25 protein-coding genes are annotated in these 24,300 nt (G+C 50.4%); 12 read left to right on the top strand and 13 right to left on the bottom strand.

All coding sequences use genetic code 11. The annotated features are described in order from the left end of the window. The first annotated feature begins 102 nt into the window (after positions 1 to 102). The 4 genes from ribBA (at position 103) to ACO0LL_RS17260 (ending at position 3,673) form a co-directional block, all read left to right on the top strand. Positions 103 to 1,221, top strand: a complete 1,119-nt coding sequence (gene ribBA / locus ACO0LL_RS17275) for a bifunctional 3,4-dihydroxy-2-butanone-4-phosphate synthase/GTP cyclohydrolase II (protein WP_110253022.1) — start codon at positions 103 to 105, stop codon at positions 1,219 to 1,221. 100 nt (positions 1,222 to 1,321) lie between these two features. Next, positions 1,322 to 1,819, top strand: coding sequence for a 6,7-dimethyl-8-ribityllumazine synthase (gene ribH / locus ACO0LL_RS17270; RefSeq protein ID WP_110253023.1), 498 nt, complete (start codon positions 1,322 to 1,324; stop codon positions 1,817 to 1,819). Between the two features lie 108 nt (positions 1,820 to 1,927). Beyond that, a complete protein-coding gene (nusB, locus tag ACO0LL_RS17265) occupies positions 1,928 to 2,392 on the top strand; it encodes a transcription antitermination factor NusB (protein ID WP_422952084.1) in 465 nt (154 codons plus the stop codon). A gap of 114 nt (positions 2,393 to 2,506) precedes the next feature. Beyond that, positions 2,507 to 3,673 (top strand): pyridoxal phosphate-dependent aminotransferase, encoded by a 1,167-nt coding sequence (locus tag ACO0LL_RS17260; protein ID WP_422952083.1) that lies wholly within the window; start codon positions 2,507 to 2,509, stop codon positions 3,671 to 3,673. Between the two features lie 93 nt (positions 3,674 to 3,766). On the opposite strand, the gene ACO0LL_RS17255 is transcribed toward ACO0LL_RS17260, so the two are convergent. Beyond that, positions 3,767 to 4,723, bottom strand: coding sequence for a transglycosylase SLT domain-containing protein (locus tag ACO0LL_RS17255; RefSeq protein ID WP_162058588.1), 957 nt, complete (start codon positions 4,721 to 4,723; stop codon positions 3,767 to 3,769). 487 nt (positions 4,724 to 5,210) lie between these two features. Here ACO0LL_RS17255 and ubiD point away from each other — a divergent pair, with 487 nt between their 5' ends. The 4 genes from ubiD to otnI all read left to right on the top strand — a co-directional run bounded on the left by ubiD (position 5,211) and on the right by otnI (position 9,136). Continuing rightward, complete coding sequence (gene ubiD, locus ACO0LL_RS17250) at positions 5,211 to 6,695, top strand: 4-hydroxy-3-polyprenylbenzoate decarboxylase (RefSeq protein ID WP_422952082.1); 1,485 nt, start codon at positions 5,211 to 5,213, stop codon at positions 6,693 to 6,695. An 89-nt stretch (positions 6,696 to 6,784) separates the two neighbouring features. Beyond that, positions 6,785 to 7,234, top strand: a complete 450-nt coding sequence (locus ACO0LL_RS17245) for an acyl-CoA thioesterase (protein WP_422952081.1) — start codon at positions 6,785 to 6,787, stop codon at positions 7,232 to 7,234. A gap of 140 nt (positions 7,235 to 7,374) precedes the next feature. Continuing rightward, a complete protein-coding gene (locus tag ACO0LL_RS17240; RefSeq protein WP_422952080.1) occupies positions 7,375 to 8,334 on the top strand; it encodes a bile acid:sodium symporter family protein in 960 nt (319 codons plus the stop codon). Between the two features lie 10 nt (positions 8,335 to 8,344). Further along, positions 8,345 to 9,136 (top strand): 2-oxo-tetronate isomerase, encoded by a 792-nt coding sequence (gene otnI / locus ACO0LL_RS17235; RefSeq protein WP_422952079.1) that lies wholly within the window; start codon positions 8,345 to 8,347, stop codon positions 9,134 to 9,136. A gap of 70 nt (positions 9,137 to 9,206) precedes the next feature. Here otnI and ACO0LL_RS17230 read toward each other — a convergent pair whose 3' ends face one another. Further along, complete coding sequence (locus tag ACO0LL_RS17230) at positions 9,207 to 10,232, bottom strand: NADP-dependent oxidoreductase (protein ID WP_422952078.1); 1,026 nt, start codon at positions 10,230 to 10,232, stop codon at positions 9,207 to 9,209. A gap of 302 nt (positions 10,233 to 10,534) precedes the next feature. Here ACO0LL_RS17230 and purU point away from each other — a divergent pair, with 302 nt between their 5' ends. The 3 genes from purU to ACO0LL_RS17215 are packed head-to-tail and all read left to right on the top strand — an operon-like array spanning position 10,535 to position 13,059. After that, the gene (purU, locus tag ACO0LL_RS17225; protein WP_422952077.1) at positions 10,535 to 11,407 is read left to right on the top strand and encodes a formyltetrahydrofolate deformylase; all 873 of its coding nucleotides are present in this window, start codon (positions 10,535 to 10,537) and stop codon (positions 11,405 to 11,407) included. After that, on the top strand, positions 11,407 to 11,949 hold the full coding sequence (locus ACO0LL_RS17220) for a YaeQ family protein (RefSeq protein ID WP_422952076.1): 543 nt from the start codon (positions 11,407 to 11,409) through the stop codon (positions 11,947 to 11,949). The genes purU and ACO0LL_RS17220 overlap by 1 nt, the downstream gene beginning before the upstream one ends. Continuing rightward, on the top strand, positions 11,950 to 13,059 hold the full coding sequence (locus ACO0LL_RS17215; protein WP_422952075.1) for an acyltransferase family protein: 1,110 nt from the start codon (positions 11,950 to 11,952) through the stop codon (positions 13,057 to 13,059). It begins immediately after the preceding gene. Here ACO0LL_RS17215 and ACO0LL_RS17210 read toward each other — a convergent pair. Genes ACO0LL_RS17210 through yjgA form a run of 5 tightly spaced genes read right to left on the bottom strand, consistent with a single transcriptional unit; the run spans position 13,044 to position 16,253 of the window. Further along, positions 13,044 to 13,769 carry a phytanoyl-CoA dioxygenase family protein gene (locus ACO0LL_RS17210; RefSeq protein WP_422952074.1) on the bottom strand — a complete coding sequence of 242 codons (726 nt, stop codon included), beginning with the start codon at positions 13,767 to 13,769 and terminating at the stop codon, positions 13,044 to 13,046. The two genes, ACO0LL_RS17215 and ACO0LL_RS17210, sit on opposite strands and share 16 nt — an antisense overlap. Beyond that, the gene (locus tag ACO0LL_RS17205) at positions 13,769 to 14,443 is read right to left on the bottom strand and encodes an alpha/beta hydrolase (protein WP_422952073.1); all 675 of its coding nucleotides are present in this window, start codon (positions 14,441 to 14,443) and stop codon (positions 13,769 to 13,771) included. The genes ACO0LL_RS17210 and ACO0LL_RS17205 overlap by 1 nt, the downstream gene beginning before the upstream one ends. Further along, a complete protein-coding gene (locus ACO0LL_RS17200; protein WP_422952072.1) occupies positions 14,440 to 14,982 on the bottom strand; it encodes a metal-dependent hydrolase in 543 nt (180 codons plus the stop codon). The genes ACO0LL_RS17205 and ACO0LL_RS17200 overlap by 4 nt, the downstream gene beginning before the upstream one ends. A 19-nt stretch (positions 14,983 to 15,001) precedes the next feature. After that, entirely contained in the window at positions 15,002 to 15,658 is a 657-nt protein-coding gene (mog, locus tag ACO0LL_RS17195) for a molybdopterin adenylyltransferase (protein ID WP_422952071.1), read from the bottom strand. Beyond that, positions 15,639 to 16,253: a ribosome biogenesis factor YjgA gene (yjgA, locus tag ACO0LL_RS17190; RefSeq protein WP_422952070.1), complete on the bottom strand. Its 615-nt coding sequence runs from the start codon at positions 16,251 to 16,253 to the stop codon at positions 15,639 to 15,641. The genes mog and yjgA overlap by 20 nt, the downstream gene beginning before the upstream one ends. 200 nt (positions 16,254 to 16,453) lie before the next feature. Here yjgA and pmbA point away from each other — a divergent pair, with 200 nt between their 5' ends. Next, positions 16,454 to 17,806 carry a metalloprotease PmbA gene (gene pmbA / locus ACO0LL_RS17185; protein ID WP_422952069.1) on the top strand — a complete coding sequence of 451 codons (1,353 nt, stop codon included), beginning with the start codon at positions 16,454 to 16,456 and terminating at the stop codon, positions 17,804 to 17,806. Between the two features lie 70 nt (positions 17,807 to 17,876). Here the strand turns inward: pmbA and ACO0LL_RS17180 are convergent, their stop codons facing one another. The 6 genes from ACO0LL_RS17180 to argH form a co-directional block, all read right to left on the bottom strand. Next, positions 17,877 to 18,590, bottom strand: a complete 714-nt coding sequence (locus ACO0LL_RS17180; protein ID WP_422952068.1) for an ABC transporter ATP-binding protein — start codon at positions 18,588 to 18,590, stop codon at positions 17,877 to 17,879. After that, positions 18,587 to 19,348 carry an ABC transporter ATP-binding protein gene (locus tag ACO0LL_RS17175; protein WP_422952067.1) on the bottom strand — a complete coding sequence of 254 codons (762 nt, stop codon included), beginning with the start codon at positions 19,346 to 19,348 and terminating at the stop codon, positions 18,587 to 18,589. The genes ACO0LL_RS17180 and ACO0LL_RS17175 overlap by 4 nt, the downstream gene beginning before the upstream one ends. Next, positions 19,349 to 20,227 (bottom strand): branched-chain amino acid ABC transporter permease, encoded by an 879-nt coding sequence (locus tag ACO0LL_RS17170; RefSeq protein ID WP_422952066.1) that lies wholly within the window; start codon positions 20,225 to 20,227, stop codon positions 19,349 to 19,351. Between the two features lie 4 nt (positions 20,228 to 20,231). Beyond that, positions 20,232 to 21,113, bottom strand: a complete 882-nt coding sequence (locus ACO0LL_RS17165; RefSeq protein WP_422952065.1) for a branched-chain amino acid ABC transporter permease — start codon at positions 21,111 to 21,113, stop codon at positions 20,232 to 20,234. Positions 21,114 to 21,266: 153 nt separating this feature from the next. Beyond that, on the bottom strand, positions 21,267 to 22,415 hold the full coding sequence (locus ACO0LL_RS17160) for an ABC transporter substrate-binding protein (RefSeq protein WP_422952064.1): 1,149 nt from the start codon (positions 22,413 to 22,415) through the stop codon (positions 21,267 to 21,269). Positions 22,416 to 22,728: 313 nt separating this feature from the next. Continuing rightward, on the bottom strand, positions 22,729 to 24,123 hold the full coding sequence (gene argH, locus ACO0LL_RS17155) for an argininosuccinate lyase (RefSeq protein WP_422952063.1): 1,395 nt from the start codon (positions 24,121 to 24,123) through the stop codon (positions 22,729 to 22,731). Positions 24,124 to 24,300: the final 177 nt, after the last annotated feature.

The following is a 24,300-nucleotide window of genomic DNA, read 5'->3' as shown; positions in this document are numbered from 1 at the left end:
AGCAGGCGTAAATCCTTTAAAATAGCGACTTCATTCATTTGCACTGAAAAACCAGCGGCCCGACAGAACTTATGTCTGTGACCCGGTTCAGGATATTCCCCTATGAGCATGTCTACTACCCAGGAAATCGTTGCCGAATTGCGCGCTGGCCGCATGGTGATACTGGTTGATGAAGAAGATCGAGAAAACGAAGGCGACCTGATCATGGCCGCCGAGTTTGTCACACCAGAAGCCATCAATTTCATGGCCAAGTTTGGCCGTGGCTTGATTTGCCTGACTTTGACAGAAGAGCGTTGTGACCAGTTGAACCTGGCCATGATGACCAGCCGCAACGGCACCTCCTTTGGCACAAACTTCACGGTGTCGATAGAAGCGGCTGAAGGCGTGACCACTGGCATCTCTGCCGCTGACCGCGCCCGCACGGTGCAGGTTGCTGTTGACAAGAAGTCCACTGCGGCTGACATTGTCCAGCCTGGCCATATTTTCCCGCTGAAGGCGCAAAGAGGCGGTGTCCTCATGCGTGCTGGTCATACAGAAGCTGGTTGCGACCTGGCGGAGCTGGCTGGCCTGACACCGGCATCGGTGATTTGCGAAATCATGAAAGATGACGGCACCATGGCCCGTCTGCCTGATTTGTTCGAATTCGCCAAAGAACACGATATGAAGATAGGGACGATTGCTGACCTGATTCATTACCGCAGCCAGACCGAGAGCATAGTTGACCGCGTGGCCGAGCGTGAAATGCATACCGTGCATGGCAGCTTCAAGGCCTTGGTATATCGCGACAAGCCTAGTGGCTCTGCCCATCTGGCGCTGGTGCATGGCGATATCACCCGCGAAAAAGAAGCGCTGGTGCGTGTGCATCAGCCGGTTTCCATCATCGATTTGCTGGAAAGCCAGGCTACTACGCATTCATGGAATGTCGCGGCCGCCATGGCAGCGATCAAGAAAGCCGATTCAGGCGTCATCGTCCTGCTCAATTGCGAAGAAACTGCCGAGCAGATGTTTGACCAGTTCAAGGCACTTGATACACCAGAAACCAAGCCAGCAGGCCGTGCCGCACGCATGGACTTGCGCAATTACGGCATAGGTGCACAGATTTTGAAGGATGTAGGCGTGGGCAAGATGAAATTGCTGGCCAATCCACGTAAGATGCCATCCATGACAGGATTTAATCTCGAAGTTGTTGGGTATCTCGATAAGCCGTGCGCAGACAAATAAGGATGAATATGCCGGGCCGCAGCAGTGTCGCCAGCGGTCTTTTTAGTGCATTTTCATCACTCACATCACATCAGGCGCGAAAAGCGCAAGAAAGAATATTATGACAGTTGGACATTACGAAGCAAATCTGGATGGTGCAGGCGTACGTGTAGGTATCGTACAGGCACGCTTTAATGACAATATCGGCAAGGGCTTGCTGGATGCCTGCCTGGCAGAATTGTCATTGCTGGGCGTACTCAATGAAGACATCCTGCATGTGACCGTGCCGGGTGCACTGGAAGTGCCACTGGCATTGCAAAAACTGGCAGAAACAAATCAATTCGATGCCCTGATCGCCCTGGGCGCAGTTATTCGTGGTGAAACCTATCACTTTGAGCTGGTATCGAATGAATCCGGCGCAGGTATCACCCGCGTTGGCCTGGATGCTGGCATCCCTATCGCCAATGCCATCCTGACCACAGAGAATGATGAGCAGGCTGAAGTACGCATGCAGGAAAAAGGCCGTGATGCCGCCCGTGTTGCCGTAGAAATGGCCAACCTGACCCTGGCCCTGGAAGAATTGGCAGAAGCCACAGAAGACGTGCACTATGATGCCTGATCGTCTGGCTCAGGCTTGAGTTTATATTTAAGTTTAAGCCTGGGCGATGATTACCCAGCTTTAAATTAGGTAAGATAAGTAAGTTAAGCAAGATACGTAAGAGAAGATATGAATAATAAAACACTACACGCCAATCCCAGCAAGAACCGTTCGCCACGCCACCGTGCGCGCGAATTTGCCTTGCAGGGCATGTACCAATGGCTGCTGAATAATGAAGATTCTGGCGCGATTGAAGCCCATATCCGTGAAGCTCACGGTTTTGAGAAGGCTGACAGAGAGCATTTTGATTCCCTGTTGCATGGTGCGATCAAGCAATCCATAGAATTGCGTGAGCAAATTGCTCCCTTGATCGATCGTACCATTGCTGAGTTGTCGCCGATCGAGCATGCAGCATTGCTGATTGGTGCCTATGAATTGAAGAACCATATAGAAATCCCTTACCGTGTCGTCATCAATGAGGCGGTCGAGTTGACCAAGTCCTTTGGTGGTTTGGATGGTCACAAGTATGTCAATGGTGTACTCGACAAACTGGCAGCAAAACTGCGCGCGACTGAGGTTGCTGCAGGTAAGTAAGTTAGTGACCAAGTTAGTGACCAAGTTAGTGAGCATATTTGTAAAAGTATCTACCGCCTTATTTTGAAAGATAAATAAGGCGGTTTTTTTCAGCCTGAGTTTTTAGGAAGTGCCATGCATCAAAATCTCGCAGCAAGACTGGACAATATCGCCCCTTTTCATGTGATGGAACTCATGAAGATGGCGGCAGAACTAGAAAAGCAGGGCCGTCATCTGATACACATGGGTATAGGCGAACCAGACTTTACTGCGCCGCAAGCAGTGATTGATGCTGCCGCCAAGGCCATGGCAGCCGGGCGTTTGCAATATACCTCAGCCCTGGGTTTGCCAGCCTTGCGCACGGCGATATCGCAGCATTACCGTGACGTGTTTGATCTTGATGTGCCCGCTTCCCGCATTATCGTGACTGCCGGTGCATCGGCTGCCTTGCTGCTGGCATGTGCTGCTCTGGTGGAGCCGGGCAGGGCAGTGCTGATGCCCGATCCTTGCTATCCCTGCAACCGCCATTTTGTTGCGGCATTCGAGGGTAGGGCAAAACTCATCGCCAGCGGGCCGGATCACCGCTTTCAACTGACTGAAGAAATCGTCAGACAGCAATGGGACGAGCGCAGCAGTGGCGTTTTGCTAGCGTCGCCATCGAACCCTACCGGTACTTCGATAGAACATGAAGAACTGGGCAAGATCGTCGCTGCAGTGAAAGAGCTGGGTGGTTTCAGCATCGTCGATGAGATTTATCAGGGCCTGACTTATGATGGCGAACCATTCTCGGCCCTGTCGCTGGATGAAGATGTGGTTGTCATCAATAGCTTCAGCAAATATTTCAATATGACAGGCTGGCGCCTTGGCTGGCTGGTGGTGCCAGAGCGTATCGTGCCTGCGCTGGAAAAGCTGGCGCAAAACCTGTTCATCTGTCCATCTTCAATCGCCCAGTATGCAGCGCTGGCTTGCTTTGAGCCTGCAACTATCGCCATTTATGAAGAGCGCAAGGCAGAATTCAAGCGCCGCCGCGACTATATCGTGCCTGCATTGCGTGAACTGGGTTTTGGCATTCCTGTCATGCCAGATGGCGCGTTTTATGTGTATGCCGATTGCTCTAAATTTACCGACAATGCAGATACCTTTGCCAAACAGGTATTGAATGAAGCTGGTGTGGTGATCGTGCCCGGCCTGGATTTTGGTCCAGCGACGGCAACATCGTATGTGCGTCTGTCGTATGCCAATTCATTGGAGAATTTGCAGGAGGCTGTTACCAGGTTGAAGAAATTTTTGGCTGACAGATAATTAAGGCTGGTCGCCAAGATCACTTGCTAAGTCCAACAAGTAAAAAAGCCGTCTGATCATAAAATCAGACGGCTTTTTTATCAAAGGTCAGGCTTACAGTGCTGCAACCTGATCTTTTTTGGCTTCTATCGTTGCCTTGGCTTCTGTTGCCTCAGGCTTGTGTACAGGAGCGGCCTCAATCGGACGTGCTTGCACAGGTGCTGGAGCTGGGGCAGGGGCGCTAAAGAAAGTAGGCACGTTTTTACCTGCCGAGACATCTTTCAGACGCTTGTATTCATTCAATACACGTGCACCATAGCCAGAATCATTGTCGGAATCGGCTGCGCCTACATACATCTTCAGGCCAGCTTCAACGGAACCACCACGGGTGACATAGTCTTTCAGTATCAATGCACCAACACGGATATTGGCAACCGGGTTCAGGGCAGCTTTAACACCACCAAGATCCTGGAACTTGTCATGATGTACTTTGGACATGACTTGCATCAGACCTTGTGCACCTACCGGGCTTTCAGCAAATGGGTTCAGGCCGGATTCTATCGCCATGACTGACAGTATCAGCAAAGGGTCTATCTTGATTTCCTTGGCGGTCAGATAAGCAGCGGATACCAGCATATTGGTCGCATCATTGGCAACGCGGTAGCGCTTGGCCAGCCAGTTGGTTACCCATTGTTGCTGACGTTGATTGCCGAGCATTTTTGCTTCTTCTTCAGATGCGCTTACTTTTTGCAAGCCTGCATCAGAATTCGCCTGGCCTGGCGCTTGCATCAGATGCGCAAGATTTGGTGCTGGAACGGCAGCTACGGCTTCTGCAGGCTCTTCGCCAGCTTCAGCATAGGGTGATAATCCCTTGAATTTGTCTGTCAGTTCTGGTTTGACATACATCATGACCAAAACGACCATGGCAATAATGCCAGTGAGTGTCAGCAGGTTGCGCACGGTGGTGAAAAAACCACTGGTTGTATCACGCGCTACCATGAAAAGCGCTTTACGCTTATCAGTTGAAGAAAAACTACTTTGTTGTACAGCCAAAATAAAACGTTGAATCATGTTACCTCCTGAATCTTCGCGATGCGTCATTCAACTTATTAAAAAGTTAAACACAGTGCATACTTCCGCGAATCAGAAACATCGTCCCCCGTCACAAGTGTGATCGCGAGACGCCGGAGCCGTTTGTCAAATCAGGTCCGTCGAACCTGTTCATGGTGTGTCCAGTGACAAACAACTTTTTTCGGGATAAGGCAGACGCCTTTTGAAAACAATCCTTACAATGTTATGTTGGGGCCCGATCCCCGTGAATGATGTTACCGTGTGGCGAAACTCTCTTTGTGTCGAAAGTGGCGGAAGTCATTAACCTCTTCATCAAGTTGGGCGAATTGTAGGGGCGGTTTTATATCAAGTCAACACTATCAAACGAGAAGTTGATTACTTTTATGTATAATGAATTGTGCTGCAGTGCAGCAAAGTTCAATAAAATCAAGCACTTGGCAGAAATTGCTAGTGCGACTAGTGCAGAGATACGAAAAAGCGAAAAATGATGAAATATTCTGATTTGAGAGATTTTATTTCTCAACTGCAAGAAAAAGGCGAACTAAAACAGGTGGACTTGCCTGTTTCGCCACATTTGGAAATGACCGAGATTTGCGACCGCACTTTGCGTGCCGAAGGTCCGGCTCTTTTATTCACCAAACCTGTTGGTCATACCATACCAGTGCTCGGCAATTTATTTGGTACGACACGCCGTGTCGCCCTCGGCATGGGAGCAGACAACCTGAGCGAATTGCGCCAGATAGGCCATGTTTTATCAGCGCTAAAAGAACCGGAACCACCCAAGGGTTTTAAAGAAATTCTGGGTATGGGAGCATTGGTAAAAGCGGTATGGGATATGTCGCCAAAAGAGCTACGCGGTGCCAAATGCCAGGAGATAGTCTGGGAAGGCAATGACGTTGATCTCGCCCGTCTGCCTATACAGCATTGCTGGCCTGGCGACATTGCACCATTGATTACCTGGGGTTTGGTGATTACCAAAGGCCCCAATAAAAAACGCCAGAATCTGGGTATATATAGACAGCAGGTGTTGGGTCGCAACAAAGTCATCATGCGCTGGCTCGCACATCGCGGTGGCGCACTGGATTTTCGTGAGCATGGCATCGTTAATAAAGGCAAGCCTTATCCCATCGCCGTCGCTTTGGGTGCCGACCCAGCCACTATATTAGGTGCCGTGACACCAGTGCCAGACAGTTTGTCTGAATACCAGTTTGCCGGACTCTTGCGCGGTAGCCGTACTGAACTTGTGAAGGCCATAGGCAGCGAATTGCGCGTGCCCGCGTCAGCAGAAATTGTGCTGGAAGGGCATATCTATCCTGATGAAAATCACCCCAGCGGTTATGAGCATGCACTCGAAGGGCCGTATGGCGACCACACTGGTTATTACAATGAGAAAGACTGGTTCCCGGTCTTCACGATAGACCGCATCACCATGCGCCGAGATCCTATTTATCACTCTACGTATACAGGTAAGCCGCCAGATGAACCTGCGGTACTGGGTGTCGCGCTGAATGAAGTCTTTATCCCTCTGCTGCAAAAGCAGTTCAGTGAAATCACTGACTTTTATTTGCCGCCAGAAGGTTGTAGTTACCGCATGGCCGTGGTGCAAATGAAAAAGGCTTATGCCGGTCATGCCAAGCGCGTCATGTTTGGTGTCTGGAGTTTTTTGCGTCAGTTCATGTATACCAAGTTCATCATCGTGGTTGATGAAGATGTCAATATCCGCGACTGGAAAGAAGTTATCTGGGCCATCACTACCCGTGTTGATCCCTTGCGCGATACCACGCTGGTCGATAATACGCCGATTGATTACCTGGACTTTGCTTCACCCGTCAGCGGCCTGGGCAGCAAGATGGGTATAGATGCCACCAATAAATGGCCGGGCGAGACTAGCCGTGAGTGGGGTACGACCATAGAAATGACGCCAGAAGTAAAGGCCAAGGTAGATCAGATATGGCAAGAACTGGGTTTGTGAGTGATTAGTAAACTCGGTGTTTTAGCGATTAAATTTTTGCGTGTATATATATGAGTGTTTCAGTTGATTTAGGGACTTCTGGTGCTTCCATGGTTTGGGATTATCCGCAACCGTTCACGCGGGCAGTGAAACCGCAAGAAAGTGATATTGATGGTTTGAATCACACCAATAATGCAGTGTATGTACGCTGGTGTGAAGAAGTCGCATGGGGGCATTCTGAAGCATTGGGTTTGAATCTGGCAGACTATCATCGCCTGGATCGCGCCATGGCAATCAGGCGTGGTGAATATGATTATGTCTTGCCAACCTTGCTTGGTGAGTCACTGACACTGGCAACATGGCTGTTTGCCAGCGACGGCAAACTTACTATGGACAGACGGTTTCAATTGATACGTGATAGCGATGGTGCCACCGTACTCAGGGGGCGCTGGGACTTGGTGTGTATAGAACTCAGCAGCGGCAGAGCGCGCCGCATGCCGGCAGAATTTTGCGATATCTATTTACCGGCCGTGGTTCCATCTGTATCAACTGCAATCTAATAAATATGCAAATACTGCGCAGGTAGTTGTTGGACTCAGACTACGCTTTGCCTGGCAGCATCTATATGCTGCCAGATTGCTGCCAGGCTGGGCGTATTATTCAAGTACAATCAATTATCTATATTTCTTGCTTTCCCCACATGAAACGCCCGCGTTTTTTACCCGATAACATGACCTTGCTGCTATTGGGCGTGGTCACTCTGGCTAGTCTGTTTCCTGCACGTGGCGCAGTCGCGTCAGGCTTTGATCATTTGTCTGTTGGCATGATTGCCTTGCTGTTTTTCATGCATGGTGCCAAATTATCACGCCAGGCCGTGATAGCCGGCCTGACCCATTGGCGGCTGCATTTGCTGGTGATGGCATGCACTTTCGCAATTTTCCCCTTGATAGGGCTGGCATTGAAGCCTTTGCTGCTCACCCTGATTACACCAGAGTTATATATAGGCATACTGTTTCTCTGCGTATTGCCCTCGACGGTACAGTCTTCGATTGCGTTTACCTCTGTTGCGCGCGGCAATGTACCCGCTGCCATTTGCAGCGCGTCGCTGAGTAATATGCTGGGCATATTCCTTACCCCCTTGCTGGTCAGCCTGGTCGTGGTAGCCCATGGTGAAAGCCATTCTTCACTCGACGCGATGCTGAAGATAGTTTGCCAGCTCTTATTGCCCTTCGTCGCCGGACAGTTGGTGCGGCCCTGGTTGCAGGCCTGGATGGAGAAATATGCGAGCACGTTAACCATGGTGGATCAAAGCTCGATTTTGCTGGTGGTGTATGTGGCCTTCAGTGAAGCGGTTGTACAAGGTTTGTGGCAGCAACTACCGCCCCTGATGCTGGCCAGCCTGCTGGGTATCAGTGCATTGATGCTGGCGATTATCATGACTTTGACTACCATCATCAGCCGCCGCCTGGGGTTCAATAAGGAAGATGAAATCACTATTGTGTTTTGCGGCTCCAAGAAAAGTCTGGCCAGTGGCGTGCCGATTGCCAAAGTTTTATTTGCCAGCCATGCCCTTGGTATGGTCTTATTACCACTGATGCTGTTTCATCAGCTACAGTTGATGGTATGCGCCTTCATGGCGCAACATTACGCTAAAAGATAAGGAGTCAGTCATGCCACGTTTTGCTGCCAACCTCAGCATGATGTATACAGAGTTGCCGTTTAATGAACGTTTCACCGCTGCGGCAAAAGATGGTTTCAAGGGCGTCGAATATCTGTTCCCTTACGATTATGCTGCTACTGAACTGAAAGATCTGCTTGCTGCTAACGGGCTGGAGCAAGTCTTGTTCAATACGTCGCCAGGCAACTGGGCGCTGGGTGAGCGTGGAATAGCATCCCTGCCTGGCCGGGAAGAAGAGTTCAAGCAAGCCTTTGATACTGCGCTGGATTATGCGCGCGTGCTGGGCAACCGTCATTTGCATGTCATGGCTGGTCTAATACAGCCTGAGCAAGACAGGGAAAGGCATCGCGCTGTCTATTTGCGCAATCTTGCTTATGCTGCTCTGCTGGCCTCGCGGGAAGGCATCACCATCCTTATTGAACCCATCAATACCCGCGACATACCAGGGTTTTTCCTGAACCGGCAAGATGAGGCACAAGAGATTTGCCAGGAGATAGGCGTAGAGAATATCCGTGTGCAATTTGATATCTACCATTGCCAGATCGTCGAAGGTGATGTCGCCATCAAACTGCGCCGTGATATGTCACGCAAGCATGCAGGCATAGGTCATATACAGATAGCCGGCGTACCAGACCGGCATGAACCGGATATCGGTGAAGTGAATTACCCTTATCTGTTTGATTTGATTGATGAGCTGGGCTATCAGGGCTGGATAGGTTGTGAGTACCGGCCACGTGCAGGAACTTCAGAAGGCTTATCCTGGGTAAAGCCCTGGTTGAAATAATCGATAGCACCATGTAAAAAAGCAGTCGTGATGACTGCTTTTTTATTGTTCGTCTGGTCAAGCCTGATGCTTATTCTTCGCTGACCTGCAAAATCAGTTTGCCAAAGTTTTTGCCTTCAAACAGCATCATCAGCGTATCAGGGAAAGTTTCCAGGCCCTTGACGATGTCTTCACGCGTCTGGAATTTACCCTCAGCCATCCATTTGCCCATTTCAGCGACAGCTTCGCCATAGCGGGCAGCGTAATCAAATACGACTATACCTTCCATGCGGGCGCGGTTTACCAGCAGCGACAGGTAATTGGCCGGACCTTTGACTGGCGTGGTGTTGTTATACTGAGAGATCGCGCCGCAAATGATGATGCGCGCCTTCAGGTTGATGCGGGTCAGCACGGTATCAAGAATATCGCCACCAACGTTATCAAAATAAATATCTACGCCATTCGGGCAGTGTTCTTTCAGGCCATCTTTGACTGAGCCTGACTTGTAATCGATGCAGGCATCAAAGCCCAGTTCATTGACGACAAAATCGCATTTATCCTTGCCACCGGCAATACCAACAACGCGGCAACCTTTTTGTTTGGCGACCTGGCCTACAGTCTGGCCAACTGCACCGGCTGCCCCGGATACGACGACTGTTTCACCAGCCTTGGGCTGACCAACATCGAGCAAACCAAAATAAGCTGTCATGCCAGGCATGCCCAGCGCATTCATGAATTTTGGCAGAGGAGCGAGCTTTGGGCTGACCTTGTAAAAGCCCGCTGTTTTATCATCGGCTGCACCTACCCAGTATTGCTGCACACCCGTGCCGCCAGAAACATAATCACCAACTGCAAATTTTGGGGACTTCGAAGCAATCACCTTGCCTATGCCGCCAGCGCGCATGACTTCATTGATGGCAACCGGGCGGATATAGGATTTGCCTTCATTCATCCAGCCGCGCATGGCAGGGTCCAGCGAGATATAGATGGTTTGTACGACGATTTCACCATCTGTGATATCGCGTACTTCTTCTGTCGTGAAGTTCCAGTCGCTATGCTTGGGATTGCCGACAGGGCGGGCGGCGAGGCGATATTGTTGATTGCTGAGTGTGCTCATGTTGTCTCCAGAATGTTGTACTTGGGTTGATGCCTGAGTTGATACCTAAGTCGATACTTAATTGGTACTCTTGGTGTCAGAGTGTGGCTGAATCAAATTGGGGATATCAGAAGAATGACTATACACCAATTAGAACGATCGTGCTTTTTGTTGTGATTATTTAATTGAAGCGGGATTCTATGAATTATGCGACTGATCATGCGACAATAGACGGTTAATCTTTAAGCTTTGCAATCAATTTAACGAATTTAATTTGTTCATGGCCATGGGGAGCAGCAAATCCTGGCCTTTACACCGACATCATGAGCATACGACCAGAATATATCCTGACTTTATCCTGTCCCGATCAGCGCGGCATTGTGCATAGCGTATCGGGATTTTTAGCCAACCACGGCTGTAATATTATCGATTCTGCCCAATTTGGCGATGCACAATCTGCAACTTTTTTCATGCGCGTGCATTTTGCGGTAGAAGATTCCAGCGTCAGTGATAGTGCCTTGCGTGAAGAGTTTGAAGCATTGGGTGCCAGCATGCAAATGAACTGGCAATTGCATGATGCACATCACAAGCCACGTGTGATGCTGATGGTATCCAAGATAGGCCATTGTCTGAATGACTTGCTGTTCCGCTACAAGAGCGGTTTGCTGCCTGTAGAAATCAAGGCCATTGTCTCGAACCACACCGACTTCTATCAACTGGCAGCCAGCTACAATATTCCTTTCCATCATCTGCCACTGGCAGCTGGTGCACCGGCAGAAGCCAAGCAGGCGCAGGAACAAAAGGTATTGGATATCGTTGCCAGCAATGATATTGAACTGGTGGTACTTGCCCGCTACATGCAGATATTGTCGCCGCAATTGTGTGATGCGCTGAAAGGCAAAGCGATCAATATTCATCATTCTTTCCTGCCCAGCTTCAAGGGCGCCAAGCCTTATTATCAGGCGCATGAACGTGGCGTTAAACTGATAGGTGCGACGGCTCACTTTGTGACAGGTGATCTCGACGAAGGCCCGATTATCGAACAGGATGTGGAGCGTGTTGATCACTCCATGGAGCCCGAAACCCTGACAGCCATAGGCCGCGATGTGGAATGCGTGGTTCTGGCGCGTGCCGTCAAATGCTTTGTCGAGCACCGCATTTTGTTGAATGGTCATAAAACGGTGGTGTTCAAATAATGGCACTCAAATCCATCATTTATAAAGCCGACCTGAATATCTCGGACATGGACCGCGGCTATTATGCCGACCATAGCCTGACGATTGCCCGTCACCCTTCCGAAACCGATGAACGCATGATGATACGCGTGCTGGCTTTCGCGATTCATGCGGCTGAACGTCTGGAATTTGGCAAGGGTATCTCGGATACTGAAGAACCCGATATCTGGCTGAAGGATTACACCGACGCCATACAGTTATGGGTAGAGGTTGGCCAGCCGGACGACCGGCGTTTGCTGAAAGCCTGTGGCCGTTCAGAGCAGGTCATCGTCTACAGTTTTGCCAGCGCCAGTGACATCTGGTGGAAGGCAATGAATAGCCGTCTTGACCGCGCCAAGAACTTGCGCGTCATGAATGTGCCTTCAGCACAAAGCCAGGCACTGGAAAAACTCGCGCAACGCAATATGCAATTGCAATGCACGATACAGGATGGACAAATCTGGATGTCAGCCGGAGATGCTTCCGTACAAATTGACCTGGAAGTTCTTAAAGAGTTTGCCTGAATGCGTTTGTCTGAATGCATAGTCAGCCGCGACAATAACCTGAACTTGTTGCGCATAGTTGCCGCACTGGCCGTGCTGGCAGGGCATAGTTTTGCCTTGCTGGCACAGCCAGAACCCTGGGGAGCACTGGCGGGCATGACGCCAGGCTCTATCGCGGTAGATGTATTTTTCATCGTTAGTGGCATGCTGGTGACAGGCAGTCTGATGAACAAGCAAAGCGTGATTGACTATGTGTGTGCACGGGCATTGCGCATTTTTCCAGCGCTGATATGCATGTTGCTACTGACGGTATTTGTACTTGGACCTTACTTCACCAGCTTGCCTCTGACAGAGTATTTTTCTGCTGCCGGGACATGGCAATATCTGTTCAAGTGCGCAAGTCTCTTGTCTGGGGTGAGTTATGTCTTGCCTGGTGTCTTTGCACAGAATCCCTATCCAAATGCAGTCAATGGTTCACTCTGGACCATGCCCTATGAAGTCAAAATGTATCTGCTGTTGCTGGTGTTCTGGTGTGGGCTGGTGCTGCTGAAGAAAAAGCGCCTGCAGATATTGAAGTATCTGATCATTGCCATTACTTTACTGGCAGCCTTACTGGTTTTTGCGCGCCATTTTTATTTGCAAGATGATAGCCAGTTCACCCGTTTGTTATTCATGTTTTTCTCTGGTGCCAGCCTGTTCATGCTAAAAGAAAAACTGCTGTTGACCCGGCGCTTCTTTTATCCCTTGCTGTTATTGGTGCTGGTAGCAGCCTTCATCAGCAAACCGGTATTCTTTAGCTTGTATCACCTGTCCATTGCCTATCTGGTAGTCTGCATTGCCTACTTGCCTGCAGGATGGCTGCGACGTTATAACAGCGTGGGGGATTATTCATATGGTGTGTATATTTACGCCTTTCCCGTGCAGCAGGCAGTTGCCGCTTTATTTCCCAGTATCGCGGTGTGGGGCATGGTGATCGCTTCAGGTTTTGTGACTATCTTGCTGGCGGTATTTTCATGGCACAAGATAGAAAAACCAGCCATGGCTTTGAAGTCAGTAGCAGTTTCACGGCTGCGTAATTTTTTACCGTTTAAGACTGGAAAATCAGCTTCACTAATTCAATCAGCTGACTGAGATACATGTGCGGACTGACAAGCGGCTTCTGCCCACTGCAAGGGTGGTGGAAGTCTGCTGGCACTGAACTCCAGATGTAAAACCCGGCGTTGAGTCGCGAATCTTGCCTTGTCGGATGCATGAAGTAACAAGGGCTTCATCAATAACATATCGCCCGCGCGCATGGTGCATGTCTCGTGCATGGCAGTCTGGCTAATATCCAGGACCTGGCTCTCACTGAGTTTGCCAGATTGATGGCTGCCAGCAACGACTTTCAGTGCAGCGTTCTCAGCACTAGCATCATCCAGAGCAATGCGGCATGTCAGCATTGCTTCCAGCACTGCCGCTGGTGGTTCAACGTAATGCACATCTTTCTTGTAAGTCCATTTGCTGTAGCCAGCCAGTTCAGTTTTCTGATTAACACAAATCGTCATATCCTGATGCCAGGACACTAGCCAATTATGATCAGCATTTTTATTGAAAAAGATGCTGCGCACTGCCTGGGCATCTGCCATATCTGCAGCGTCTAACAGCACATGCAACTTGTCCCAGTTTAATGCGCGATGTATGGACGGATAATTTTGCAGTACCTGACGCACACCATATTGATCAGAAATGGGCTGGCAAGCTTGCCGCAATCGCTGTAATTCAGGTTCATCAAGAAAGGCCGGCAAGATGACAAAACCCTGGCTGGCCAGGGTTTTTGCGATGCCTGGAGCTATGTGATGCATTAAGCCTGCAAGACTTTTTTCAGCCACAGGCTGATGTCATCCACTTCTTCAGGGCAGACGGAATGCGGCATCATGTATTCATGCCATTCCACCTGATAGCCCAGTTCTTTCAGCAGGTCGCGCGACTGCTCGGCACGCTGTATCTGGATGACGTTATCGCCACGGCCATGAGCCTGGAAGATGGGGGTATTTTGGTTCGCCGCATGGCGCTCTTCTGTAATCACATCACGCAAGGGCACATAGCCAGACAGGCATAGCAAGCCAGCCAGTTTTTCGTGATAACGCAGGCCAGTTTGCAAAGTCATGGCGCAACCTTGTGAGAAGCCTGCCAGGATGATGCGCTCAGACGGTATGCCGCGCGCATTTTCGCGGGCGATCAGTTGCTCTATGCGTTTTTGTGACAGACGCAAGCCAGCTTCATCTTCACGCTTGGCGATGTCTGTGCCCAAAATATCGTACCAGGAACGCATGACATAGCCGCCATTGATAGTGACTGGCATGGTCGGCGCATTCGGGAAGACGAAGCGTATGCCAGGGTTGCCACGTAAATCCAGTTCCCTGACGATGGGGACAAAATCATTCGCATCCGCACCCAGACCATGCATCCAGATGATGGCAACAGTCGGGTTGGGTGCGCTTTCCAGTTCTACGGTTTCTAAAATATCTTGTGTCATGATGATTTTCGGGAAGATGAAAAATAAGCCGCCAGTTTGACCGACAGTAAAAGCAGGCCGCAGGGTAGCCAGACGGTCAGTAGTTCAGATTGTATTACACGCCAGCCACGCGCTGTCAGAAAGCGATTTACGCCTATCGGTGATACCTCGATGAATTGCACGGGGAAGAAATAACGTTGTTCAGTCAGCGGCCAGAAAAATTCCACACCTTGTCCACCTGTAGTCAATGCATCCAGCAGGCCATGTGAAATGGTGGCGAAGGCAATGAACAGCCAGCAAACCAGAATCGAGCTACGCAAGCGTGTATGAAATATACTGACCAGGCTGGCGACCAGCATGGCAAATACAATGGAGTGGCTAAAGCCGCGGTGACCAAAGGCTGAATCGTAAGCAATGCCAAGCTTAAAGGTAATCACATCCAGATCGGGCAGGATTACTGCCAGCATGCCTGTTAGTACGAGAGGCCGGGGCAGGCGTTTTTGCCCCAATAGCAGGCCCAAAGTCAGTGGTACAACAGGATGCGTCAGTATGGTTGCCATCGTTGTCGATGTTTGCTGTTCAGGCAGAGGCAGATGGAGTCTTGGCGCGTATTGCGTTTTTAGGACGGAAAGCCTTGCAGATGCTGTCATCCGTCTCTATGTACGGGCCACCTATCAGATCTATGCAATAGGGTACTGCCGCAAAAATACCGGCAACGACTTGCTTGCCTTCTGCATCCTTCAAGCCTTCCAGGGTTTCCTTGATGGATTTGGGCTGGCCTGGCAGGTTCAGGATCAAGGCTGCGTGGTCCGGCGTCTCACGTATCACGGCTACCTGGCGTGACAGGATGGCGGTCGGCACAAATTGCAGGCTGATCTGGCGCATTTGCTCACCAAAACCTGGCATTTCCTTGGTGGCTACTGCCAGAGTCGCTTCTGGTGTGACATCGCGCCTCGACGGACCTGTGCCGCCAGTGGTAATCACGAGTTGACATTGCTCTTCATCTACCAGGGCAATCAAGGCCTGTTCGATGGCCGCACGTTCATCCGGGATCAGGCGTGTGACCATTTCCCATGGGCTGGAGAGAGCTTTGCCAAACCATTCCTGCAATGCGGGCAAGCCCTGGTCCTGATAAATGCCGGCAGAGGCGCGGTCTGAGATTGATACCAGGCCTATTTTGAGTTTTTCGCCATCCGCTACGGTCATTTGTCCAGACTCACTTGTCATCAAACTCATCGTCTTCTTCATCGAGATCTGAATCATCCGCTTCGTCTGCATTGGCTGCAGCTTTAGATTTTTGCAAGTCTTTCAAAATCTGGAAGATTTCACGGTAAGCCTTCGGCGGCTTGTTTTCAGCCTGCTCTTTACGGGCATTGCGTATCATGGTGCGCAATTGCTGTACGTCGAGGTGAGGGTGTTCAGCCATCAACTCTGTCAGTGCATTGTCATCTGCCAGCAATTTATCGCGGCGACGCTCCAGCGCGTGCATAGCGGCAGTCTCGGCCTTGGATGCACCTTTCCAGCTATCGATGGTTTTCTGGATCAGGGCAATTTCTGCTTCATCCAGGGTACGCATTTTCTTGCCTACATATTGCATCTGGCGACGGCGGCCTTCATGATCCTTGATTTGCTGGCAAATCAGGATGGCTTCGCGCACGTCTTCTGGCATGGGTACGCGTTTGACGCGTTCGCGCGCCTGTTCGACCAATTCTTGTCCCATTTTTTGCAGGGCGGTCATTTCGCGCTTCAACTGGGATTTTGATGGACGGTCGTATTCTGGTTCGAACTCACTGGACTGATAGCCACATGAGCCGCGATTTGGATTTGGCATAATTCTGCGCCTTTACTATTAACTTAATGAAACGGCTGCTATGATACCCTTTTTAGCTTGGAATTACCTAAAATCAAGCTGCGATTGACCCATAATTGACCCATAAGTGACCCATATGTGGTGTGAATCAAGGTAAATAATTAGGATATTTCCCTTTGGCCATTTGGTCATTTAGCATTGACAAACATAGAATCCCATCCATGAGCAAACCAGTTTTTACCCATACCCAAGACCAGTTAAAGCAAATCGCGCAGGATATGTTGCGTTTCGCCCGTGAAAAAGGGGCATCGGATGCTGCAGTGGAGATCAGTGAAGGTGGCGGCCTGTCGATCAGCGTGCGCAAGGGCAAAGTTGAGACCATAGAGCAAAACCGTGACAAGGGCATAGGCATTACGGTGTATATCGGTCAACGCCGTGGTAATGCCAGTACCTCTGATTTTTCAGAGCAAGCCCTGCGTGATTCAGTTGATGCGGCCTACAATATTGCCCGTTTTACAGCAGAAGATGACTGCGCCGGTTTGCCAGAGGCAGATTTGCTGGAAATGGCACCACGTGATCTGAAGCTGTGCTATCCATGGCTGGTCACTGCTGAAGAAGCCATAGAGTTGGCAAAACGCACTGAGGCGGCTGCTTTTGCGGTAGATAAGCGCATTACCAATAGCGAGGGTGCCAGTGTGCATGCCCAGCAATCGCATTTCGTGGCTGCCAATTCGCGTGGTTTCATGGGTGGTTACCCAATTTCCCGCCATACCATTTCTGTTGCACCGATTGCGGGCCGCGGATCGAAAATGCAAAGGGATGACTGGTATTCTTCTCAGCGTAGTGCAAAAAAACTGGCAAATCCAGAGGCGATAGGTCGTTATGCCGCCGAGCGTGCCTTGGCCAAGTTGAATGCGCGCCAGCTGGACACACGTAAATGCCCGGTCTTGTTTGAAGCACCTCTGGCTGCCGGTTTGCTGGGTGCGCTGGTGCAGGCTACCTCTGGTGGTGCCCTGTACCGTAAATCGACTTTCTTGCTTGATTCGTTGGGCACGCAGATTTTCCCGTCCCACATACAAGTGGTAGAAGACCCGCATGTCATCGGTGCTGTTGGTTCTTCACCATTTGATGACGAGGGTGTAAAGACCCAAAAGCGTAATGTTGTTACTGACGGCGTCTTGCAAGGCTATTTCCTCTCCACTTATTCTGCCCGCAAACTGGGCATGAAGACGACAGGTAATGCCGGTGGTTCGCACAATCTGTCATTGACATCCAGTTCGACCAAGCGCGCAGACAATTTTGCGGGTATGCTTAAAAAAATGGGCACTGGCTTGCTGGTGACTGAGTTGATGGGGCAGGGCGTCAATTATGTGACGGGTGATTACTCACGCGGTGCATCTGGCTACTGGGTAGAGAATGGCGTGATCCAGTACGCTGTGGAAGAAATCACCATTGCTGGCAATATGCGTGAGATGTTCCAGCAAATTGTAGCTATTGGTAATGACAGCTTGGTGCGTGGCACTAAAGAAACCGGTTCCATCCTCATAGAAAGCATGACGATTGCCGGTAGCTAATCGGTACTGAGATTGTTGCACTAGTAATTAACAGTATAGAAAAAGACCATCAGTACGATGGTCTTTTTTCTTATGCGCCCAGGTAAGCTTCTATCACCTTGGGATTGCTGAGCAGATTGGCACCAGTGTCGCTGAGAACGATATTGCCATTTTCCAGCACATAGCCATGCTTGGCGATTTTCAGCGCCTGCCTGACGTTCTGCTCTACTAGCAGGATGCTGAGGCCGGTTGCATTGATTTCTTTGAGGATGCGGAAAATCTCCTGCACCACCAGCGGTGCCAGCCCCATGGAAGGTTCATCCAGCAGCAGCACTTTTGGCTTTGCCATCAAAGCACGGCCTATGGCCAGCATTTGCTGCTCACCACCCGACAAATTACCCGCCAGGCCAGTTGCACGGTTTTTTAATACAGGGAAGAGGGTATATACCCATTCCATGTCCTGTCCTATCTGTGTCTTGTCCTTGCGGGTATAGGCACCGAGCTCCAGATTTTCCCTGACGGTGAGCGTGGTCAATATCGCACGGCCTTCGGCGACCTGGACCACACCTTTTTGCACGATATGGTGGGGCGATGTCTGGCTGATTTCTTCATCTTCCAGAAAAATTTTGCCAGCCGCTGATTTCAGCAAGCCAGAAATCGCCAGCAGGGTTGTGCTTTTCCCTGCACCATTGGCGCCAACAAGGGCGGTAATTTCCCCAGTATTGATGGCCAGGCTGATACCTTTGACGGCTGCGATATGACCATACATGACATGCAAGTCCTGGACGCGCAAGATTTGAGTCATTCTGCGTCCTCCTTGCCGAGGTAAGCTTCAATCACATCCGGGTTGTTACGCACTTCCTCAGGTGTGCCTTCTGCAATAATTTTGCCGAAATTGAGTACGGCTATGCGGTCGCATAATTCCATCACAAAGCGCATGTCGTGTTCTATCATGAAAATCGAAAAACCGCGGTTACGTATATTGACGATTTCTGCCATCAGTTCAGTTTTTTCTGCCGGGTTCATGCCAGCGACCGGTTCATCCAGTAACAGCAGTTTGGGCTGTGTGGCAAGGGCGCGGGCAAATTCCAGTTTGCGTTGCTCACCGTATGACAGATTGTCGGCCAGCATATGTGCTTTATGGTCCAGCCTCACCCATGACAATAATTCATGCGCACGTTCTTTGGCTTTTCTTTCTGCGTCTTTATAGGCACCTAGATTGAACAGCATGCTTGCTACGCCATAGTCGAGATGATCATGCATACCTACCACGACGTTTTCCAGCAGGCTCATTTCCTTGAAAATACGGATGTTCTGGAATGTGCGGGCAACGCCCAGTTGCGTGATCTTGTGGCTGGCGACCGTAGTCAGGTCATGGTTATTGAAGCGCAACTCGCCACTGCTGGGGCGCAACAGGCCGGTAATCAGATTGACGATGGTAGTTTTGCCGGCGCCATTGGGGCCAATCAATCCATAGATACTGCCTTGCGGCATGGTAAAGCTGACATCCTGCAATACCCGCAGGCCGCCAAAATTTTTACTGACAGAACGTAATTCCAGCATTTAGCTAACCTTTCCGGAGCTTGACGATGTTAACTTTTTGCGAAAGTTTCTGATTCTTGCCGGGTCCCAGATACCTTTGGGTAAATACAGGATGACCAGTATCAGTATCAGGCCATTGGCTGCCAGACGGAAGTCTTTGAGGGAGTGCATGAATTCTGGCAACAGGCTCAGACTGCTGCTGCCTATCAGGGGGCCAATCAGGTTGCTGGTGCCACCAAACACGGCCATGGTCAGGATGTCTACTGCATTTTCAAATGCATAATTGCCTGGCCCTATCGTAAAGGTATAGTGCGCATTCAAACCACCGGCAATGCCTGCGATGGATGCACCCATGACAAAGGCCAGCAATTTGTAGCCACCGACATTGACACCCATGAGGCGGGCTGCAATCTCGTCTTCCTTGATCGCTTCAAAGGCGCGGCCTGTCTTGGAACGCCTCATCCTCGCAAGGATGAACAGTATCGCTGCCAACAAAAGCACGATATGCCACCATTCGGTTTTTTGCGGGATGCCATTCAGGCCCATGGGGCCGCCGGTAATTTCCATATTCAAAACGATGACACGTACCACTTCACCAAAGCCCAGTGTTGCCATAGCCAGGTAGACGCCAGACAGACGCAACGTTGGTATGCCTATGATCAGCGCGACAATTGCTGGCATGATCGCACCGGCCAGCAAGGCCAGCGGGAACGGCAATGCTGTCTGCATACTGATCATGGAAGCGGTATAGGCACCTATGCCCATGAATGCCGCATTGGCCAGTGACAGCAAGCCGCAAGACAAAGTCAGGTAAATCGAAAGAGCCAGCATGGCATTGATGCCTATGCCAAAAATGACTGTGCTATAAATAGCCCAAAAACTATCCCACCATTCAAGCATATTCTTACGCCTTTCTTTCCAGTACTCTGCCGAACATGCCGGAAGGGCGTACCAGCAAGATAATAAACAGCAAGCCAAAAGCCACCGCATCGCGGAAATCACTCGATATATAAGCGACACTCATCACTTCAGCAAAACCCAAGAACAAGCCACCTATCATGGCACCGCGTATATCGCCCATGCCACCCAGGATAATCACGGCAATGCCCTTATGCAGCATCGGTTGCCCCATGAAAGGGGAAATCGCATTGAATGACAGGCCGACCAGTACACCCGCTGCGCCGCCCAGAGCGGCTGCGGCAAATGAAGTCAGGAAAAACAGGCCCTCAACATTGATGCCGAGCAGGTATGCGGCTTTGGGAGATTCTGCAATCGCCCGCAAGGCACGGCCAATTTGCGTGCGACGCATGACTTGTAGTAGCACCAGCATGAGGATAAAGGCAATCACGACAATCGCGAGTTGTACCGCCGTCAGGTGCAGATTGCCAAGGCTGAAGCTTTCTTCCGGGATGGTGCCAAACGGGAAGCGTTTGTTTTCTGCACCAAAAATCCCCTGGGATATATTGGTAATCATGATGGCCACGCCTATGGTGGCTATCATCGGTGCCAGATGCGGTGCATTGCGCTGACGCAAAGGGCGCAAGACCAGGAAATCGACGACCACGCCCAGCAATCCGCAAGCCAGCATGGACAGCAACATCGCCATCCATAAAGACATCTGGAATGAGCTGACCAGCAGCAAGGCCATGTAACTGCCCAGCATGAAGATGGCGCCGTGCGATAAATTGATGACGCCAAGGACGCCGAACACCAGCGTGAACCCCAGGGCGAAAAGCGCATAGACGCTGCCCAGGGTCAGGGCGTTAATGAGTTGTTGTGCCAGCATGGATATCCAGATGATGAGGATTGCTTCGTTTCATGTGCAGATGCAGGCCGGCCATCAGCATATGTAGATGGGATGAAAATTATCCCAGCAAGAGAAGTCATAAAACATCTGCCCCAGCCACCAGCTTAGTGGGGGCGTGAGGCAGCTATACATTTATTTCAACAATACAAATTTGCCACCTTTGGCAATATTGACGATCGCATCTTGCTGGGCGTCATAGCCAGCTTCCTTGCCATCTTTTGGGGCCGCACGGCGGAATGCAAATTTGCCAGTGGCGCCTTCAATCTTCACAGCTGGCAATGCATCGCGCAATGCCAGGCGGTCTTTTTCCAGATTGCCACTCAGGCTGACTTTTTTCAAAGCTTCTGCAACGATGTGCATGGCATCAAATGCCTGTGCAGCAAACTGGTCAGGGTCGGAACCAAATTTTGCCTTGTAGTCAGCCATGAAGCTCTTGTTGGCAGCGGATGGGTTTTCAGCAGACCATGGGCTGCCCATCAAGGTATTGTCGGCAGCGTCTTTGGCGATTTCAAACAGTTTTGGTGAATTGAAACCATTGCCACCGACGAATGGCTGCTTCATGCCCAGCGAGCGGGTTTGCAGGATGATATTTGCCGCTTCTTCAGCCAGGCAGGAGCAAACGATGGCGTCTGGATTGGATGCCTTGATCTTGGTCAGTTGGGCCTTGAAATCCACGTCGCCTTTGGCATAGGTTTCTGTATCGGTGACGGGGATTTTTTGTTCAGCCAGTGCGCTTTTGAAAACATCGTAGCCGCTCTTGGTAAACGCATCATCGTTGCCGTACAGGATGGCGACTTTCTTGATATTGAATTGCTTAACCGCTGCGCGCGTAGTCACAGGCAATACGTCGGCTTCCATGACGGAATTGCGGAAGGTGAATGGCCCCATATTGGTGATGCCATCAGCGGTATTGCTGGTGCCAAATACGACCGTCTTGGTGGCATTGGCAATCGGATCAGCGGCAAAGGCTGAGTTCGACAGGGTAGGGCCAAAAATCATCAATACTTTTTCCTGGAACAACAATTTCTTGAAGACATTGATGGCTTCTTCTTTTTTACCTTGCTCATCTTCAGCAACCAATTGTATTTTGTTGCCGTTCACACCACCCTTGGCATTGATCTGATCGGCAGCCAGCGTGAAGCCGTTTTTGATCGCTACGCCATATTTTGCGGCTGGGCCGGTCAGTGCTTCGGCAACACCGATTTTGATATCGGCAGCCTGGCTCAGTGTGGAATAGGCCAGGAAGGTGGCAGCAGCTAACAATTTAAGACGGTATGACATTGTGTTCTCCTGAAAAGTACATTTTGGTTTTTGTGGTCCGCAACATGAATTAAATATATCTGATCCATGCGCATTGCTATCAAAGCGGCCAACAAAATTTATTAGATATTGATTGTCACGGAGGATTGTATGGGCTCGCAACCTCAGCAGCAATAAAACGCCATGCTGCGATGCAATATTGATTACTTAAGTAGTACTACTGAAGTCTGTGATTTTCAGGTCTGGAAATATAGTGCTGACCAATGGAAAACATGCCAGCACCTGCATTTGCAGGTGGGCTGGCAAGTTGTGAAGATGCAGTTAAAGACTGTTGTTATTGCAGTTTCAGGCGCAAACGGGCAATCGCTGCTTTAACCTGGTTTGGTGCGGTGCCGCCTATGTGGTCGCGGGCGGCAACTGAGCCTTCCAGTGTCAGCACATGGAATACGTCTTCATTGATGAGGCTGGAAAAAGCGCGCAATTCTTCCAGTGACATATCGCTGAGGTCGCAGCCTTTTTCTACACAAGTGCGTACCGCCAGCGCCACTGCTTCGTGGGCATCACGGAAAGGCAGGCCTTTTTTGACCAGGTAATCTGCCAGATCGGTTGCTGTTGCATAACCTTGCAAGGCAGCGGCGCGCATGGCTTCTGGCTTGACGGTGATGCCGCCGGCCATGTCAGCAAAAATACGCAGGGTATCGATAACGGTATCTACCGTATCAAACAAGGGTTCTTTATCTTCCTGATTATCCTTGTTGTAAGCCAGTGGCTGGCCTTTCATCAGGGTCAGCAGGGCGATCAGGTGACCATTCACACGGCCAGTCTTGCCACGTGCCAGTTCTGGTACGTCAGGGTTTTTCTTTTGCGGCATGATGGAAGAGCCTGTGCAAAAGCGGTCAGCGATATCGATGAAGCCTATGCGTGGGCTCATCCAGATTACCAGTTCTTCTGACATACGCGAGATATGTGTCATCACCAGCGCAGCAGCAGCACAGAATTCGATGGCGAAATCGCGGTCAGACACGGCATCCAGCGAGTTATAGCAAACTTCATCAAAGCCCAGGGTTTTGGCAACGCGTTCACGGTCGATAGGGAAGGTTGTGCCAGCCAGCGCAGCAGCGCCCAGCGGTAGGCGATTCACACGCCTGCGGCAGTCTTGCATGCGCTCTGCATCGCGGCCAAACATTTCTACATAAGCAAGTATGTGGTGACCAAAAGTGATAGGCTGGGCCACTTGCATATGCGTGAAACCTGGCAATATGGTGTCAGCATTTTTTTCTGCCAGATCAAGTAGCGCCAGGCGGAAATCTTGCAAGAGTCCGAGGATATTGTCTATGGCGCTGCGCATGTACAGGCGGATATCGGTGGCAACCTGGTCATTGCGTGAACGGCCAGTGTGCAGGCGTTTGCCGGCATCACCGACCAGTTCAGTCAGGCGTTTTTCTATATTCAGGTGCACATCCTCCAGGTCCAGCAGCCATTCAAACTTGCCACTGTCGATTTCGGACTTGATCTGTGCCATGCCGCGTTGAATATCCGCATAGTCCTGGGCTGTGATGATGTTTTGAGCCTGCAGCATTTCAGCATGTGCCAGCGAACCTTCAATATCAAAGGCAGCCATGCGGTTGTCAAAGAAGACGGAGGCAGTGTAGCGTTTGACCAGATCGGAAACAGGTTCAGAGAAACGGGCAGACCATGCCTCGCTTTTTTTATTGAATTGTGATGTCATAGTGAATTGTTGCCATATTGGCTGCATTTGCGAGAGAATTTCCCTTGATTATCCCAGATTTTGTGCCTGATTACCCTTGGAAATACCAAAGGACTAGCCGGACTGGACTAATTAAGTACTTAATATGCTGGCAGAAATGCTGATGACTGCCTGAAACCGGGAGTGAAATTGCCCCAA

Source organism: Undibacterium sp. TC4M20W, from assembly GCF_049340245.1.
Classification (GTDB): domain Bacteria; phylum Pseudomonadota; class Gammaproteobacteria; order Burkholderiales; family Burkholderiaceae_D; genus Undibacterium.
This window is presented reverse-complemented; position numbering and strand designations above follow the sequence as displayed.

Coding starts and splice junctions, on each gene's coding strand:
- ACO0LL_RS17175 (WP_422952067.1), bottom strand. CDS start 19,348: ATGCTGGAATTACGTTCTGTCAGTAAAAATTTTGGCGGCCTGCGGGTA.
- ribH (WP_110253023.1), top strand. CDS start 1,322: ATGACAGTTGGACATTACGAAGCAAATCTGGATGGTGCAGGCGTACGT.
- ACO0LL_RS17215 (WP_422952075.1), top strand. CDS start 11,950: ATGCGTTTGTCTGAATGCATAGTCAGCCGCGACAATAACCTGAACTTG.
- yjgA (WP_422952070.1), bottom strand. CDS start 16,253: ATGCCAAATCCAAATCGCGGCTCATGTGGCTATCAGTCCAGTGAGTTC.
- ACO0LL_RS17205 (WP_422952073.1), bottom strand. CDS start 14,443: ATGACACAAGATATTTTAGAAACCGTAGAACTGGAAAGCGCACCCAAC.
- ACO0LL_RS17255 (WP_162058588.1), bottom strand. CDS start 4,723: ATGATTCAACGTTTTATTTTGGCTGTACAACAAAGTAGTTTTTCTTCA.
- ubiD (WP_422952082.1), top strand. CDS start 5,211: ATGAAATATTCTGATTTGAGAGATTTTATTTCTCAACTGCAAGAAAAA.
- ACO0LL_RS17240 (WP_422952080.1), top strand. CDS start 7,375: ATGAAACGCCCGCGTTTTTTACCCGATAACATGACCTTGCTGCTATTG.
- ribBA (WP_110253022.1), top strand. CDS start 103: ATGAGCATGTCTACTACCCAGGAAATCGTTGCCGAATTGCGCGCTGGC.
- ACO0LL_RS17180 (WP_422952068.1), bottom strand. CDS start 18,590: ATGACTCAAATCTTGCGCGTCCAGGACTTGCATGTCATGTATGGTCAT.
- ACO0LL_RS17220 (WP_422952076.1), top strand. CDS start 11,407: ATGGCACTCAAATCCATCATTTATAAAGCCGACCTGAATATCTCGGAC.
- ACO0LL_RS17260 (WP_422952083.1), top strand. CDS start 2,507: ATGCATCAAAATCTCGCAGCAAGACTGGACAATATCGCCCCTTTTCAT.
- purU (WP_422952077.1), top strand. CDS start 10,535: ATGAGCATACGACCAGAATATATCCTGACTTTATCCTGTCCCGATCAG.
- ACO0LL_RS17210 (WP_422952074.1), bottom strand. CDS start 13,769: ATGCATCACATAGCTCCAGGCATCGCAAAAACCCTGGCCAGCCAGGGT.
- otnI (WP_422952079.1), top strand. CDS start 8,345: ATGCCACGTTTTGCTGCCAACCTCAGCATGATGTATACAGAGTTGCCG.
- nusB (WP_422952084.1), top strand. CDS start 1,928: ATGAATAATAAAACACTACACGCCAATCCCAGCAAGAACCGTTCGCCA.
- ACO0LL_RS17200 (WP_422952072.1), bottom strand. CDS start 14,982: ATGGCAACCATACTGACGCATCCTGTTGTACCACTGACTTTGGGCCTG.
- mog (WP_422952071.1), bottom strand. CDS start 15,658: ATGAGTTTGATGACAAGTGAGTCTGGACAAATGACCGTAGCGGATGGC.
- argH (WP_422952063.1), bottom strand. CDS start 24,123: ATGACATCACAATTCAATAAAAAAAGCGAGGCATGGTCTGCCCGTTTC.
- ACO0LL_RS17165 (WP_422952065.1), bottom strand. CDS start 21,113: ATGCTGGCACAACAACTCATTAACGCCCTGACCCTGGGCAGCGTCTAT.
- ACO0LL_RS17170 (WP_422952066.1), bottom strand. CDS start 20,227: ATGCTTGAATGGTGGGATAGTTTTTGGGCTATTTATAGCACAGTCATT.
- ACO0LL_RS17230 (WP_422952078.1), bottom strand. CDS start 10,232: ATGAGCACACTCAGCAATCAACAATATCGCCTCGCCGCCCGCCCTGTC.
- ACO0LL_RS17245 (WP_422952081.1), top strand. CDS start 6,785: ATGGTTTGGGATTATCCGCAACCGTTCACGCGGGCAGTGAAACCGCAA.
- pmbA (WP_422952069.1), top strand. CDS start 16,454: ATGAGCAAACCAGTTTTTACCCATACCCAAGACCAGTTAAAGCAAATC.
- ACO0LL_RS17160 (WP_422952064.1), bottom strand. CDS start 22,415: ATGTCATACCGTCTTAAATTGTTAGCTGCTGCCACCTTCCTGGCCTAT.